The organism is Streptococcus infantis (assembly GCF_047465035.1).
Classification (GTDB): Bacteria; Bacillota; Bacilli; order Lactobacillales; family Streptococcaceae; genus Streptococcus; species Streptococcus infantis_T.
In genome coordinates, this window is sequence record NZ_JASHAQ010000001.1 from 64,010 (window position 1) to 77,391 (window position 13,382).

Genomic DNA, 13,382 nt, shown 5'->3' on the forward strand with positions numbered 1-13,382 from the left:
AGATAAGATTGTATTCTATTTTGGAGGAAATATCATGAAAAAAATCGTTAAGTATTCATCACTTGCTGCCCTAGGACTTGTTGCCGCGGGTGTATTGGCAGCTTGCTCAGGTGGTGAAAAGAAAGATGCTGCATCTGGTGAAGCAACATCTGGTAAAAAAGAAATCGTTGTAGCAACTAACGCGTCACCAAAACCATTTAACTATGAAGAAAATGGTGAGTTGACTGGTTTTGAGATTGAGGTTGTTCGCGCTATCTTTAAAGACTCTGACAAGTATGATGTCAAGTTTGAAAAGACAGAATGGTCAGGAATCTTTGCAGGCCTTGACGCAGATCGTTACCAAATGGCGGTTAACAACATCAGCTACACTAAAGAACGTGCAGAAAAATATCTTTACGCAGCACCAACTGCTAAAAACCCTAACGTTCTCGTAGTTAAGAAAGATGATAACAGCATCAAATCGCTTGATGATATCGGTGGAAAATCTACTGAGGTCGTTCAAGGAACAACATCAGCTAAACAATTGGAAGAATACAACAAACAACACGCAGATAACCCAACTGTCCTTAACTATACAAAGGCTGACTTCCAACAAATCATGGGACGTTTGAGCGATGGACAATTTGACTACAAGATTTTTGATAAAATCGGTGTAGAAACAGTTATCAAAAACCAAGGTTTGGATAACTTGAAAGTCATCGAACTTCCAAGCGACCAACAACCTTACGTATACCCACTTCTTGCAAAAGGTCAAGATGAATTGAAATCATTTGTTGACAAACGCATCCAAGAACTCTACAAAGACGGAACGCTTGAAAAATTATCTCAACAGTTCTTTGGTGGTTCTTACCTCCCAGCAGAAGCTGACATCAAATAAGTTTGTAAATCATCCATTCTCTCGTAGGTGGATGATTTTGTAACTTTTAGACATATAGTTTAAAACTATATGTCTGCCTATCTAATAACAATTTGCGAAATCAAATAAAGTGTGAGATACTATTACAGTATTATTTTTAAAGGAGAACGAATCATGAAAATTAAAAAATGGTTAGGCGTAGCAGCTATCGCTACAGTAGCAGGCCTTGCACTTGCAGCTTGCGGAAATTCAGACAAGAAAGCAGACAACACAACTACAGTTAAAATCGCGACTGTTAACCGTAGCGGTTCAGAAGAAGCACGCTGGGACAAAGTCCAAGAATTGGTTGAAAAAGACGGAATTAAATTGGAATTCACAGAGTTTACAGACTACTCACAACCAAATAAAGCAACTGCTGATGGTGAAGTAGACTTGAACGCTTTCCAACACTACAACTTCTTGAACAACTGGAACAAAGAAAACGGTAAAGACCTTGTAGCGATTGCAGATACTTATATCTCACCAATCCGCCTTTACTCAGGTAAAAATGGGGAAGAAAACAAGTACACTAAAGTGGAAGAAATCCCAAACAACGGTGAAATTGCTATTCCAAACGATGCTACTAACGAAAGCCGTGCCCTTTACCTTCTTCAATCAGCTGGTTTGATTAAATTGGATGTTTCAGGAACTGAACTTGCTACAATCGCAAACATCAAAGAAAATCCAAAGAACTTGAAAATCACTGAGTTGGACGCTAGCCAAACAGCTCGTTCATTGACTTCAGTTGATGCAGCAGTTGTAAACAACACTTTTGTTACAGAAGCAAAATTGGACTACAAGAAAGCACTCTTTAAAGAGCAAGCTGACGAAAACTCAAAACAATGGTACAACATCATCGTTGCGAAAAAAGATTGGGAATCATCACCTAAAGCTGATGCAATCAAGAAAATTATCGCAGCTTACCATACTGATGAAGTGAAAAAAGTCATCGAAGAAACTTCAGACGGCTTGGATCAACCAGTTTGGTAATAAACATAGGGAGGTGGGAGAGATTTTTTCCACCTCTTGCTTTTATATAGAGACTAAAGAAAAGGAATATCCACTTGTATTGATTCCAAAGGTACAAGTCCTAGTAGAAAGGTAGAGATAAAATGGTTTTCCCTAGCCAAGAAGAACAAATTGAAAAGTTTGAAAAAGATCATGTAGCGCAACATTATTTTGAAGTTTTGCGGACCTTGATTTCTAAAAAATCAGTCTTTGCCCAACAAGTCGGCCTGAAAGAGGTGGCTCGTTATCTAGGCGAAATTTTCAAGCGTGTAGGTGCAGAGGTCGAGATTGATGAGAGTTATACGGCACCCTTTGTCATGGCGCATTTTAAAAGTTCACGCCCAAATGCCAAGACTATCATTTTCTACAACCACTATGACACCGTACCTGCGGATGGCGACCAAGTCTGGACAGAGGATCCATTTACGCTTTCTGTGCGTGATGGCATCATGTATGGACGCGGGGTTGATGATGACAAGGGACATATCACTGCCCGCTTGAGTGCTCTTAGAAAATACATGCAGCATCATGATGATCTACCAGTCAATATCAGTTTCATCATGGAAGGGGCAGAGGAGTCAGCCTCTGTTGATTTGGACAAATACCTAGAAAAGCACGCAGATAAGTTGCGAGGCGCTGACTTGTTAGTCTGGGAACAGGGAACCAAAAATGCCTTGGAACAGCTAGAAATCTCTGGTGGGAACAAGGGGATTGTAACCTTTGATGCCAAGGTCAAGAGTGCTGATGTGGATATCCACTCTAGCTATGGCGGTATTGTAGAGTCGGCGCCTTGGTATCTGATTCAAGCTTTGACCAGTTTGCGAGCTGCAGATGGACGTATTTTAGTTGAGGGCTTGTACGATGAGGTTCAAGAGCCTAACGAACGAGAGTTAGCCTTGGTTGAAACCTATGCCCAACGCAATCCAGAGGAAATCAGCCAGATTTATGGCTTGGAATTGCCACTTTTACAAGAGGAACGTACAGCCTTTCTCAAACGTTTCTTCTTTGAGCCAGCCCTCAATATCGAGGGTATCCAGTCAGGTTATCAAGGGCAAGGTGTTAAAACGATTCTACCAGCAGAGGCTAGTGCCAAGCTAGAAGTTCGTTTGGTTCCTGGCTTGGACCCGCATGATGTTTTGGATAAAATCCGGAAACAACTAGACAAAAACGGCTTTGATAAGGTAGAATTATACTATACCTTGGGTGAGATGAGTTATCGAAGCGATATGAGTGCACCATCTATTCTCAATGTTATTGAGTTGGCCAATAAATTCTATCCACAGGGCGTATCTGTCTTGCCAACAACTGCAGGGACAGGACCTATGCATACGGTCTTTGATGCCTTAGAAGTACCTATGGTTGCCTTTGGTCTAGGAAATGCTAATAGCCGAGACCATGGTGGAGATGAAAATGTGCGAATCGCAGATTATTACACCCATATTGAATTAGTAGAGGAGCTGATTAGAAGCTATGAGTAGAGATATTATCAAGTTAGATCAGATCGACGTGACTTTTCACCAAAAGAAAAGAACCATCACAGCGGTCAAGGATGTGACCATTCACATCCAAGAAGGGGATATCTACGGAATCGTTGGATATTCTGGAGCAGGGAAATCAACCCTAGTTCGTGTGATTAACCTCTTGCAAAAACCATCTGCAGGTCGAATTACTGTAGACAATGATGTAATTTTTGATGGCAAGGTTACCTTAACTGCGGAGCAATTACGTCATAAACGTCAAGATATTGGGATGATTTTCCAACACTTTAACCTGATGAGCCAGAAAACAGCAGAGGAAAATGTAGCCTTTGCCCTCAAACACTCTGGACTCAGCAAGGAAGAAAAGAAGGCTAAAGTAGCTAAGTTGTTGGACTTAGTTGGTCTTGCAGATCGTGCCGAAAACTATCCTTCACAATTATCTGGTGGTCAAAAACAACGTGTGGCTATTGCGCGTGCCTTGGCCAATGATCCAAAAATCTTGATTTCAGACGAGTCAACTTCAGCTCTGGATCCAAAGACAACGAAACAAATCTTGTCACTCTTGCAAGAATTGAACCGTAAACTAGGTTTGACCATTGTTTTGATTACACACGAGATGCAGATTGTCAAAGATATTGCTAACCGTGTAGCAGTGATGCAGGATGGTCGATTGATTGAAGAAGGTAGCGTTCTTGAAATCTTCTCTGATCCTAAGCAACCATTGACTCAGGACTTTATCTCGACTGCGACAGGTATCGATGAAGCTATGGTCAAGATTGAGAAACAGGAAATCGTAGAGCACTTATCTGAAAACAGCATTTTGGTACAACTCAAGTATGCAGGAGCTTCTACAGATGAGCCACTTTTGAATGAATTGTACAAACATTACCAAGTAACAGCCAATATTCTCTATGGGAACATTGAAATTTTGGATGGTACTCCTGTGGGTGAACTTGTGGTTGTCTTGTCAGGGGAAAAAGAAGCCTTGGCAAACGCTCAAGATGCTATCCGTCAAGCTGGTGTGCAACTAAAAGTATTGAAGGGAGGACAGTAAGATGGCAGAATTGATTAAAGCATACTTACCAAACGTCTATAAGATGGGTTGGTCTGGTCAGGCTGGCTGGGGAACAGCAATTTACTTGACCCTTTATATGACGGTTCTTTCCTTCATCATCGGAGGTTTCCTAGGGCTGGTTGCAGGGCTTTTCCTTGTCTTGACAGCTCCAGGTGGTGTCTTGGAAAATAAAGTTGTTTTCTGGATTTTAGACAAGATTACCTCTATCTTCCGTGCGGTGCCATTTATCATTCTCTTGGCTGTCTTGTCACCCTTCTCTCATCTAATCGTAGGGACAAGTATCGGACCAAATGCGGCTATTGTACCCCTATCTTTTGCAGTCTTTGCCTTCTTTGCTCGTCAGGTACAGGTGGTATTGGCAGAGCTAGATGGCGGTGTCATCGAGGCAGCTCAAGCTAGCGGAGCTACTTTTTGGGACATCGTAGGTGTTTACCTATCGGAAGGTCTACCAGACTTGATCCGTGTGACAACGGTGACCTTGATCTCACTAGTCGGTGAAACAGCTATGGCGGGAGCGGTCGGAGCAGGTGGTATCGGTAACGTAGCTATCGCCTATGGATTTAACCGTTTCAATCATGATGTAACAGTCCTTGCGACACTCATCATTATCCTGATTATCTTTACAATTCAGTTCTTGGGAGACTTTTTGACCAAGAAATTAAGTCATAAATAAAAAAGAGCCAAGTGGCTCTCAGATTGAAGAAAAAGTCAATTTTGGACAATTTTCTTCAATCTTTTTCTTTTACTAGAGAAAATAAAAAAACTCTTAAAAAGAGCATGTTTCAGCATTTCTAAGAGTTTTCAAGATGTAGTAACAAAGCTCCTTTAATTACCGAAAGGGTTTGTCTACCTACTGAGAGCCGTGTGGCTCTTTTTCTATCACATTTTATCTGCGAATTTCTTACTCAGCGCTTGTCCAATAAGGGCACCGAGTAGAGCGCCGATAAGGACGCTTGCTACAAAGAGAAGGATAGTACCAGGGTTAGGCGCGACCATGATGCGATCAATATAGTCCTGAGATTTTCCACGAGCAACTAGGGTTGCTATGTAAGCTTGAGGTGTCAACCACATGAGTAGGATGGGACCTGTAGTACCAAAAGCAAAAACTAGGAAGGAAAGAAGGTTTTTAACCTTATCCTTGTAATGTCCTAGGTGAGCGATGGCATCTGCTACAAGACCGCAGATAATACCTGGCAGAAAGGCTCCAGCACCATGCTTGCTCCCGAGGAAAAAGAGAGCAATTACAAGTCCAATCGTAGTAATCGCTCCAAAACGAGGAACCTTTGCTAAAAGGATCATATAGACGCTACCACCCACAAGAGCAGAAAAAGCAGGGGCGTAAAACATATTTCCAGTGTGGTCGACAAGGTTTCCTAGTAGAACACCCACTCCGATACAGAGAAAGTAGACAAGGGCAGCTACAAGGGTCGTCAAGATATTCTTTTTCATAAATTCTCCTTCGTATATCTGATGTTATTCATTGTATCATGCCTGTGGCAGATTGTAAATGCTGGTTTGGAACTAGTATTTATTAGGAAATGTGGTAAAATAGGAAAAAATAAAAGACGAGTGGTAAGAGGATGAAGAATTTAGGAAAAGTTTTTAAAGAGTTACGAGAATCAAGAAAAATTTCCTTGAGAAAAGCAACAGGTGGACGCTTTTCAGCATCCTTATTGTCGCGTTTTGAAAATGGTCAGAGTGAAATATCTGCTCCAAAGTTAATAACAGCTTTGGAGAATATTCATGCGAGTATGGAAGAATTGTTATTTTTGGCGAGAGGTTTTCATCAAGATGCCTATTCTGAATTTAGAAACAGAATAGTTGAGGCTATTGACCCTCAAGATTTGACATCCTTGCGCACTCTCTACCAGAGAGAGTATCAACAACTTCCTTTTTCAAAAGATAGACAGCAACATATTCTCAATGCTATTTTAATAAAATCCTATATGAAAGCCATTGATGAGACGGTTACATTGACCGCTGAGGAAGAAAGAGTCCTACATGATTATCTATTTTCTGTCGAAATTTGGGGACACTATGAATTGTTGTTCTTTTCTTCCTGCTCTCCGCTTTTATCAGTCCAGCTTTTTACAAAGTACTCTCGAGAAATGTTGCGGAAGTCAGATTTCTTGCAAGGAGTTGGGAAAAATCGAAATATAATGCATACCTTGCTCCTCAATGCTTTTATGGCCTGTATTGAAATTGATGATTTTACCAATGCCCTCTATTTTAAAAAACAAATTGAAAAGAACTTTTTTGAAGAAAATGAAACCTATTTTCGAATAGTCTACCTCTGGGCAGAAGGTTTGCTTGATAGTAAGCAAGGAAGAGCAGAGGAAGGGCAGAGAAAGATGGAGGACGCTATTCGTATTTTCGAGATGATTGGTTGTAGCAGATCTGCTGACTATTATAGAAGCACCATGGAGTGTTGAATATCTGCAACTAGATAAAATAACTTGAAACGATAGGACTGTGAAGATACTTATTAGCATTAGACAAATTCTATCGTTTTCGTTATCAGTTTAGTCTGTTGCATATATTCAAAAATGTCTTCTCGTAAGATTCTTGATGCTATACTAGAGCTACCATAAAAGTAGTATGTGAGAAAGAGAGGAATCTATATGAAACTATTACTAAGAAATCAAGCATACAGAGTTTTGAGTTTATCACGATTTTTCAATGCTTTTGGAGCTTCCATTTTTAATTTAGTGTTTGTGGTCTATGCCTCGACTTTGCCAGAGGCTTCTGTTGCCGTTGCCATGGCGAATGTTGTGATGATGCTTCCAACTCTTTTTACAGTTTTTGTGGGGATTCGGGCAGATTATACCAAGGACAAGGTCAAATGGATGACCTATGTCGGTTTATTTCAGGCGGTTTTATTTTTTCTAGCAGCCCTAGTTGTTCAGCAAGCTAGTTTCTTTGCCTTTTCGACCCTTTGCCTCATCAATGTCATTAGTGATGTAGCCAGTGATTTTGCGGGTGGCTTGCGAATGCCTCTCGTTAAAGAAAAAGTAGCAGAGCAAGATTTGATGGAGGCCTATTCCTTTTCACAGTTTATTACCTACATCTCTGCGATTGGCGGGCAGGCTTTCGGAGTATGGCTATTAGGGGTGTCAACACAGAACTTTTCGCTTGTAGCGGGAATCAATGCCATATTTTTCCTAGTGTCAGCTCTCATTCTCTTTTTAGGAAGGGCTGAATTAAGCTTATCAACTCCACTTGTTGATAGTAAATCACTGAAAAATGAGAAACTTTCTATCAAAGATCAATTTTTAACGATTTACCGAAACCTACGTCTCGTTTTTCTTAAAAGTGGACAGAAAAACTTTGGTTTTATGCTCTTTGCTATCTTGCTTATCAATGCTTTGGGTGGTGCCTTAGGTGGTATCTATAACATCTTCCTTTTAAATCATTCCTTACTGAATTTTTCCTACAAGGATGCCTTGTTTATCTTACAATTGATTACCTTATTAGCAGTTATCATCAGTAGTCTTACGGGAAATGACTATTTTGGGAAGCAATCTCTACCTAGGTTGATGATGTGGGTCACATTAGGAGCCAGTCTAGTTGGTCTATCTAATTTGTTAAACCAAGTCTTGCTCGGGATGCTTTTCGTCTTTTTTACCATGTATGTTTCTGGGAAAATTTCTCCAAAGATTAGTGCTCTGCTCATGAAAAATCTTGCTCCAGAGGTTCTCTCTCGTACCAGTAATTTTTTAGGTTTGTTGTTTACTCTATCTATACCAGTGGGGACAGCCTGTTTTTCACTGGTGGCAGTATGGGATATACAGTTAACATGGGCTCTGTTTGTTGGGCTTTCCTTGCTTGCGATTCTCCTAGCTAGTCTTAATCTCAAACATGAAATTTAGGTGTTCGTCTTCTTTTCACACTGTCCCAATCCCCTCATTTATGGTAAAATAGGACTATTAAGTTATAAAGAGGATTCCCTATGAAATTACAAAAACCAAAAGGAACGCAGGATATTTTACCTGCTGAGTCTGCCAAATGGCAGTACGTTGAAGGCTTTGCGCGTGAAATCTTCAAACGCTACAACTACGCAGAAGTGCGTACTCCTATTTTTGAGCACTACGAAGTCATCAGTCGTTCTGTTGGAGACACAACTGATATCGTAACCAAGGAAATGTATGACTTTTACGACAAGGGAGACCGTCATATTACCCTCCGTCCAGAAGGAACTGCTCCAGTCGTTCGTTCTTATGTGGAAAACAAACTCTTCGCACCAGAAGTTCAAAAACCAAGTAAGTTCTACTACATGGGGCCAATGTTCCGCTATGAGCGTCCACAAGCAGGTCGTTTGCGCCAATTCCACCAGATTGGTGTGGAGTGCTTTGGCTCTAGCAATCCAGCTACCGATGTGGAAACTATCGCTATGGCAGCCCACTTCTTGAAAGAAATTGGCATACAAGGTGTTAAATTGCACCTCAACACTCTTGGAAATCCTGAGAGCCGTGCGGCTTACCGTCAGGCCTTGATTGACTACTTAACACCGCTCAAGGAAACCTTGTCTAAGGATAGCCAACGTCGCTTGGAGGAAAATCCTCTCCGTGTCTTGGACTCTAAGGAAAAAGAAGATAAGGTAGCAGTAGAGAATGCGCCTTCTATTTTGGATTTCCTTGATGAAGAAAGCCAAGCTCATTTTGATGCTGTGCGTCAGATGTTGGAGAATCTGGGTGTAGACTACATCATCGATACCAATATGGTGCGTGGTCTAGACTACTACAACCACACTATTTTCGAGTTTATCACTGAGATTGAGGGCAATGACCTGACAGTCTGTGCGGGTGGTCGTTACGATGGTTTGGTTGCTTACTTTGGTGGCCCTGAAACTGCTGGATTTGGTTTTGGACTTGGTGTAGAGCGCCTGCTTCTCATCCTTGAAAAGCAAGGTGTGGCCCTCCCTATCGAAAACGCCCTAGATGTCTATATCGCAGTCTTGGGTCAAGGGGCAAATGTCAAGGCTTTGGAATTGGTACAAGCCCTTCGCCAACAAGGTTTCAAAGCAGAGCGTGATTACCTCAATCGTAAACTCAAAGCTCAGTTCAAGTCAGCCGATGTCTTTGCGGCTAAGACCCTCATCACTCTAGGTGAGAGCGAAGTCGAAAGCGGACAAGTAACGGTCAAGAACAATCAAACCCGAGAAGAAGTGCAAGTGTCGCTTGAGACAATCAGCCAAAACTTCTCAGAAATCTTTGAAAAACTAGGGTTTTAATGATAGATAAACTGGTCAGGATTTTATTCCTGACCTTTTTCTTTTGCAAAATGACAAAAATCTTAAACTTTTTGACAAAGATAATTGTCAAAAATAAAAAGATATGTTACAATGAAATCAAGTTAAGAAATAAAGAACTAGGAGGGGGCCACATGTGGGTATGGATTTTTTTTCCTTTTCTCGTCTTGATTTATAGTAGTCAATCTAAAAAAATCAAGCGGTTAGAGAAAAGGTTAAAGGTAATCGAAAGAAAAGAGAAAGGAAATATAGATATGTCAAGATTATTGCAAGAATTAATTGGGAAAAAACCAACAATCGTTGGACAAGTGTTTGGAACAAATTTATGGGAAGTTGTGGATGTTGATGAGGAATGGGTCAAACTACGTCATGTTGATAAAAATGGGAAAGAAAAATTCAAGTTGCAACGTATTGAGGATATCCAAGCCGTTGAATTTGATGGAGAGTAGGTGTGTAACATGCAACTAAAAAACCGTCTAAAAGAGCTTCGGGCTCGCGATGGCCTGAATCAAACCGAGCTGGCCAAACTAGCTGGCGTGTCCAGGCAAACCATCAGTTTGCTAGAGCGGGATGAGTACACGCCCTCCATCGTCATTGCTCTGAAGATTGCTCAGATCTTCAATGAGCCAGTCGAGTCAGTTTTTCGCTTAGAGGAGGATGAGTGATGAACAAGTATAAAGTGATTTATTATCTCTGTATCGTTGTGTTTATCGTGAATCTTTTGGCTATGATTGGAAGCCTATTTGGTTGGTTTACAATCGTTGAAAGTAAGTATCTCTTCTGGATAAATTTAGTGCTACTATTAGTCTTTAGATGGGTAGAGAGAAAGATAAAATTCAAAGAGCTCGTAAAAGGAGAAAAGTTATGAAAGAATTTTTAGCAGGTTTTCAAGTCGATACTGAAGACAAAGCACTTGCAGGTGTTTGTGCAGGTTTAGGAAATTATTTTAACATCCAAACCAACATCGTTCGTTTGGTGACGCTCTTCTTGTTTCTCTCTTCGACGGAGATTGGTATTTTAACAGTTACAGCCTATGCTTATCTAGCAGGTTGGCTTGGCAATGAGCCCTTGGGAGATAGAGCGAAAAAAGCAAGAAATCAAGCTATTCTCTTATTTGTTGTTTGTTTGCTTTTGGTGTCGCTTGGAGCAGAAGGTTTGACAGCTATTTTTGAATCAAGTAAAGCCTTTGGTCAATGGTTGGCTGGATTAGTTTAGAGGGAGGATGAAAATGAAAAAGAAACGAATCTTATACTTCTTAGCGATTGGTGTTTTAGGCTATTTTACAGGTATGCTTGCAGGTCGTGCTTGGGCATTGGGCACAAGTTTTAATTTGAATACTCTAGTTCCATGGATTTCAGCATCTTGTTTATTGATAGCTTTCATTAGCATTTTTGTAACTATCTATTTTTTAAAAAAGAGTAGGAAATTCCACTCTTTATATCAAATGGAAATAGATGACGATGTGAATGAAACTTATTATGTGCAAATGTATCGAAATCTTGAGTTCGGTACGATTGCCTTTAACGTTGTCTCGGTTATGACTATACTCGCCTTATTCATCTCTATGAATGAAGTGATGATACTCCATACAAGTTCTATCGTTCTAGGACTTTCTGTCCCAGCTCTTATTTTAGCTGCAGTACTTCAAAAATATCTTTTCAAGACGATTTCGATTGTTCGTCAGTTTGATTTGTCATTCTTCTCTATTCCAAAGGATGTGTTAGATTATGTCAATTCTTACGATGAAGGAGAACGACAAGCTAATTTGGAGCAGAGCTTTCGGATTTTATTCCAATTAAACCAATATGTTTTACCAGGTTTGTATATTTTGATTGATATCGTTTCTGTACTTACAGGAGAAATTCAGTTATTAGCACTTTTAGCCGTAGCTGTTATCCATATTTATATCAATGTGATGCAAATACCTATGGTGAAACGCTATTTCAAATAGGAAAGATCACTGAAACTACTTAAGGTTATTGGCTAGTTTAGATAGAGGTCAGAAAATGAATAATAATCGTAGATGGTTGAGAGTAGTAATGTGTATGTTAAGTGCTTTTGTAGTAGCCTTTGCCTACACTCTTAGAGGGATAGTTGAACAGATTCAAATGGAACAAGTCTTACCTACTATTTATGGAATCGCTCTCGTTATTGGAGGACTTTCCTTTGTTTTAGCCATGTATTATCTTGGTAAAAGTCGCGAAGTTTATACTCTTTACCAAAGGGTGGCAGAGGAAGAAGATAGTGACCAGACCTATGTAAGAGCTTATCGTTACTTGGATTATGGTTCGGTTTCTTCCAATGTTTTGATGATAGCAATGATGACCAGTGGGATTATACTGATTTCTCCGATATTTAAGAATACCTTGCTAATTCTTCCTACTTTTATTCTATTATGCTTATACATTATTGTTGCCAATTACTTGTTGCGAACTATTTTTATCGTTCGACACTATAAACTGTCTGCTTATTACACTCCAAAAGATATTTTAACCTATCTTAACAGTTATGATGAGGGAGAAAAGCAGGCAGAGATGGAGAGTGCCTTTTTAACTCTGTTTAGGCTGGATCAAATTATACTGCCATTGCTCTATATTTTATTGATAGTATTATCAGTTATTTTACGAGAAATACAATTGGTCGCCTTAGTTCTTTTGATTATCATCCATCTTTACATAACTATCGCACAATTAAGAAAAACAAAACGTTATTTCAAATAGGAGAATCTTATGAAAACACTTAAAAACATTGGCTGGTTTGTTCTAGCTTTCTTATCATTTTTGTTTATCTACGGTTTTATTCAGACTTTACCTCTGATTGCTCTTGGTTCAGGTGCACCTATAGTCGGTGTTCTTCCGCTTTATATTTTATTAGCAGGAGCTTTTACCTTCTTAACATACAAGTGGTATAAGACAGGAACTGTTACGATAGAAAAAACGGGCCTTAACAAATACATCTGGTTGCCTGCCTTGGTATGGGCCCTTGCCATTGTTGCTCAATTCTTTTTGCCAAATGATCCATCAGTCAGTCAAAAGATGGTAGAAGAATTGACTCATAATCAACCTCTTTTCTCTTTCTTTATGGCGGTGGTCTTTGCGCCTCTGACAGAAGAGTTAACCTTTAGAGGTATGTTAGCACGCTATGTCTTCCCTCAACAGGATAACATCAAGCAGACAGCTCTCTTTCTTCTTGTAAGTACTATTATTTTTGCGCTTGTTCATTTCCCTACTACTCCTCAACAATTCCTAGTCTATAGTGCCCTTGGTCTTAGTATGGGCTTGGCTTATATCAACAAGGGTGGTCTGGCTTATAGTATGGGATTGCATGCCTTAAATAATTTAATTTCATTTGTGATGATAATGATGCTATAATAGACTCAGGAGGAAGTCATGAAACGAGTGATATTATTAGCAGTGATTCAGGCAGTTGTTCTCTTCTTCATTATTGGAGGGCTTGCCTATGCTTTTAAAGGGGATTTCTTTTATAACTATCTAGCAGTTATCTTTGCACCAATTGCAGGTATTATGCGATTTGCAACAGCCTATGCAACGGAGATTGTTCTCCCTAAAAAGGCTGCAGAGATTGCTGAAAAGCGAAAAAAATAAAGAAATACCAAGTAAAATAAGATCCAGCGAATGACTTTGCTGGATTTTTTCATTTATAGCAGGATTCTTCTCA

Annotated in this window: 17 protein-coding genes; 16 read left to right on the top strand and 1 reads right to left on the bottom strand. The window is 39.9% G+C overall.

What is annotated here, in order from left to right; genetic code table 11:
• Nucleotides 1–34 precede the first annotated feature (34 nt).
• The 5 genes from QM406_RS00340 (at nt 35) to QM406_RS00360 (ending at nt 5,129) form a co-directional block, all read left to right on the top strand.
• On the top strand, nt 35–877 hold the full coding sequence (locus tag QM406_RS00340; protein ID WP_045762539.1) for an amino acid ABC transporter substrate-binding protein: 843 nt from the start codon (nt 35–37) through the stop codon (nt 875–877).
• Between the two features lie 153 nt (nt 878–1,030).
• Complete coding sequence (locus tag QM406_RS00345) at nt 1,031–1,885, top strand: MetQ/NlpA family ABC transporter substrate-binding protein (RefSeq protein WP_000694516.1); 855 nt, start codon at nt 1,031–1,033, stop codon at nt 1,883–1,885.
• A 122-nt stretch (nt 1,886–2,007) separates the two neighbouring features.
• Nucleotides 2,008–3,381: a M20 family metallopeptidase gene (locus QM406_RS00350; RefSeq protein WP_414273089.1), complete on the top strand. Its 1,374-nt coding sequence runs from the start codon at nt 2,008–2,010 to the stop codon at nt 3,379–3,381.
• On the top strand, nt 3,374–4,435 hold the full coding sequence (locus tag QM406_RS00355; protein WP_075232311.1) for a methionine ABC transporter ATP-binding protein: 1,062 nt from the start codon (nt 3,374–3,376) through the stop codon (nt 4,433–4,435). The genes QM406_RS00350 and QM406_RS00355 overlap by 8 nt, the downstream gene beginning before the upstream one ends.
• A 1-nt stretch (nt 4,436) precedes the next feature.
• Nucleotides 4,437–5,129, top strand: a complete 693-nt coding sequence (locus tag QM406_RS00360; protein ID WP_004250431.1) for a methionine ABC transporter permease — start codon at nt 4,437–4,439, stop codon at nt 5,127–5,129.
• A gap of 206 nt (nt 5,130–5,335) precedes the next feature.
• Here the strand turns inward: QM406_RS00360 and QM406_RS00365 are convergent, their stop codons facing one another.
• Entirely contained in the window at nt 5,336–5,905 is a 570-nt protein-coding gene (locus tag QM406_RS00365; protein WP_414273090.1) for an MptD family putative ECF transporter S component, read from the bottom strand.
• Nucleotides 5,906–6,036: 131 nt separating this feature from the next.
• On the opposite strand from QM406_RS00365, the gene QM406_RS00370 reads away from it, so the two are divergent.
• From QM406_RS00370 to QM406_RS00420, 11 genes are all read left to right on the top strand, one after another.
• Nucleotides 6,037–6,888, top strand: coding sequence for an Rgg/GadR/MutR family transcriptional regulator (locus QM406_RS00370; protein ID WP_281335249.1), 852 nt, complete (start codon nt 6,037–6,039; stop codon nt 6,886–6,888).
• A gap of 189 nt (nt 6,889–7,077) precedes the next feature.
• Entirely contained in the window at nt 7,078–8,325 is a 1,248-nt protein-coding gene (locus tag QM406_RS00375) for a transporter (protein WP_414273091.1), read from the top strand.
• An 80-nt stretch (nt 8,326–8,405) separates the two neighbouring features.
• On the top strand, nt 8,406–9,686 hold the full coding sequence (gene hisS / locus QM406_RS00380; protein ID WP_153224590.1) for a histidine--tRNA ligase: 1,281 nt from the start codon (nt 8,406–8,408) through the stop codon (nt 9,684–9,686).
• Nucleotides 9,686–10,153 carry a hypothetical protein gene (locus QM406_RS00385; RefSeq protein WP_194251809.1) on the top strand — a complete coding sequence of 156 codons (468 nt, stop codon included), beginning with the start codon at nt 9,686–9,688 and terminating at the stop codon, nt 10,151–10,153. The genes hisS and QM406_RS00385 overlap by 1 nt, the downstream gene beginning before the upstream one ends.
• Nucleotides 10,154–10,162: 9 nt before the next feature.
• The gene (locus tag QM406_RS00390; protein ID WP_001176235.1) at nt 10,163–10,369 is read left to right on the top strand and encodes a helix-turn-helix transcriptional regulator; all 207 of its coding nucleotides are present in this window, start codon (nt 10,163–10,165) and stop codon (nt 10,367–10,369) included.
• Complete coding sequence (locus tag QM406_RS00395) at nt 10,369–10,572, top strand: hypothetical protein (RefSeq protein WP_153224588.1); 204 nt, start codon at nt 10,369–10,371, stop codon at nt 10,570–10,572. Before QM406_RS00390 ends, QM406_RS00395 begins: the two co-directional genes overlap by 1 nt.
• Nucleotides 10,569–10,919, top strand: a complete 351-nt coding sequence (locus QM406_RS00400) for a PspC domain-containing protein (RefSeq protein WP_281335251.1) — start codon at nt 10,569–10,571, stop codon at nt 10,917–10,919. The genes QM406_RS00395 and QM406_RS00400 overlap by 4 nt, the downstream gene beginning before the upstream one ends.
• A 13-nt stretch (nt 10,920–10,932) precedes the next feature.
• Nucleotides 10,933–11,655 carry a DUF3169 family protein gene (locus QM406_RS00405; protein WP_153224586.1) on the top strand — a complete coding sequence of 241 codons (723 nt, stop codon included), beginning with the start codon at nt 10,933–10,935 and terminating at the stop codon, nt 11,653–11,655.
• Nucleotides 11,656–11,710: 55 nt separating this feature from the next.
• Nucleotides 11,711–12,424 carry a DUF3169 family protein gene (locus QM406_RS00410; RefSeq protein ID WP_414273092.1) on the top strand — a complete coding sequence of 238 codons (714 nt, stop codon included), beginning with the start codon at nt 11,711–11,713 and terminating at the stop codon, nt 12,422–12,424.
• A 9-nt stretch (nt 12,425–12,433) separates the two neighbouring features.
• Nucleotides 12,434–13,075: a lysostaphin resistance A-like protein gene (locus QM406_RS00415; protein ID WP_414273093.1), complete on the top strand. Its 642-nt coding sequence runs from the start codon at nt 12,434–12,436 to the stop codon at nt 13,073–13,075.
• 18 nt (nt 13,076–13,093) lie between these two features.
• On the top strand, nt 13,094–13,309 hold the full coding sequence (locus tag QM406_RS00420) for a hypothetical protein (protein ID WP_049508793.1): 216 nt from the start codon (nt 13,094–13,096) through the stop codon (nt 13,307–13,309).
• The last annotated feature ends 73 nt before the right edge of the window (nt 13,310–13,382 follow it).

Bases quoted from the DNA above. Each gene is read 5' to 3' on its own strand.
- QM406_RS00355 (WP_075232311.1), top strand. From the start codon at position 3,374: ATGAGTAGAGATATTATCAAGTTAGATCAGATCGACGTGACTTTTCAC.
- hisS (WP_153224590.1), top strand. From the start codon at position 8,406: ATGAAATTACAAAAACCAAAAGGAACGCAGGATATTTTACCTGCTGAG.
- QM406_RS00345 (WP_000694516.1), top strand. From the start codon at position 1,031: ATGAAAATTAAAAAATGGTTAGGCGTAGCAGCTATCGCTACAGTAGCA.
- QM406_RS00385 (WP_194251809.1), top strand. From the start codon at position 9,686: ATGATAGATAAACTGGTCAGGATTTTATTCCTGACCTTTTTCTTTTGC.
- QM406_RS00360 (WP_004250431.1), top strand. From the start codon at position 4,437: ATGGCAGAATTGATTAAAGCATACTTACCAAACGTCTATAAGATGGGT.
- QM406_RS00390 (WP_001176235.1), top strand. From the start codon at position 10,163: ATGCAACTAAAAAACCGTCTAAAAGAGCTTCGGGCTCGCGATGGCCTG.
- QM406_RS00405 (WP_153224586.1), top strand. From the start codon at position 10,933: ATGAAAAAGAAACGAATCTTATACTTCTTAGCGATTGGTGTTTTAGGC.
- QM406_RS00395 (WP_153224588.1), top strand. From the start codon at position 10,369: ATGAACAAGTATAAAGTGATTTATTATCTCTGTATCGTTGTGTTTATC.
- QM406_RS00340 (WP_045762539.1), top strand. From the start codon at position 35: ATGAAAAAAATCGTTAAGTATTCATCACTTGCTGCCCTAGGACTTGTT.
- QM406_RS00365 (WP_414273090.1), bottom strand. From the start codon at position 5,905: ATGAAAAAGAATATCTTGACGACCCTTGTAGCTGCCCTTGTCTACTTT.
- QM406_RS00420 (WP_049508793.1), top strand. From the start codon at position 13,094: ATGAAACGAGTGATATTATTAGCAGTGATTCAGGCAGTTGTTCTCTTC.
- QM406_RS00370 (WP_281335249.1), top strand. From the start codon at position 6,037: ATGAAGAATTTAGGAAAAGTTTTTAAAGAGTTACGAGAATCAAGAAAA.
- QM406_RS00350 (WP_414273089.1), top strand. From the start codon at position 2,008: ATGGTTTTCCCTAGCCAAGAAGAACAAATTGAAAAGTTTGAAAAAGAT.
- QM406_RS00410 (WP_414273092.1), top strand. From the start codon at position 11,711: ATGAATAATAATCGTAGATGGTTGAGAGTAGTAATGTGTATGTTAAGT.
- QM406_RS00415 (WP_414273093.1), top strand. From the start codon at position 12,434: ATGAAAACACTTAAAAACATTGGCTGGTTTGTTCTAGCTTTCTTATCA.
- QM406_RS00375 (WP_414273091.1), top strand. From the start codon at position 7,078: ATGAAACTATTACTAAGAAATCAAGCATACAGAGTTTTGAGTTTATCA.
- QM406_RS00400 (WP_281335251.1), top strand. From the start codon at position 10,569: ATGAAAGAATTTTTAGCAGGTTTTCAAGTCGATACTGAAGACAAAGCA.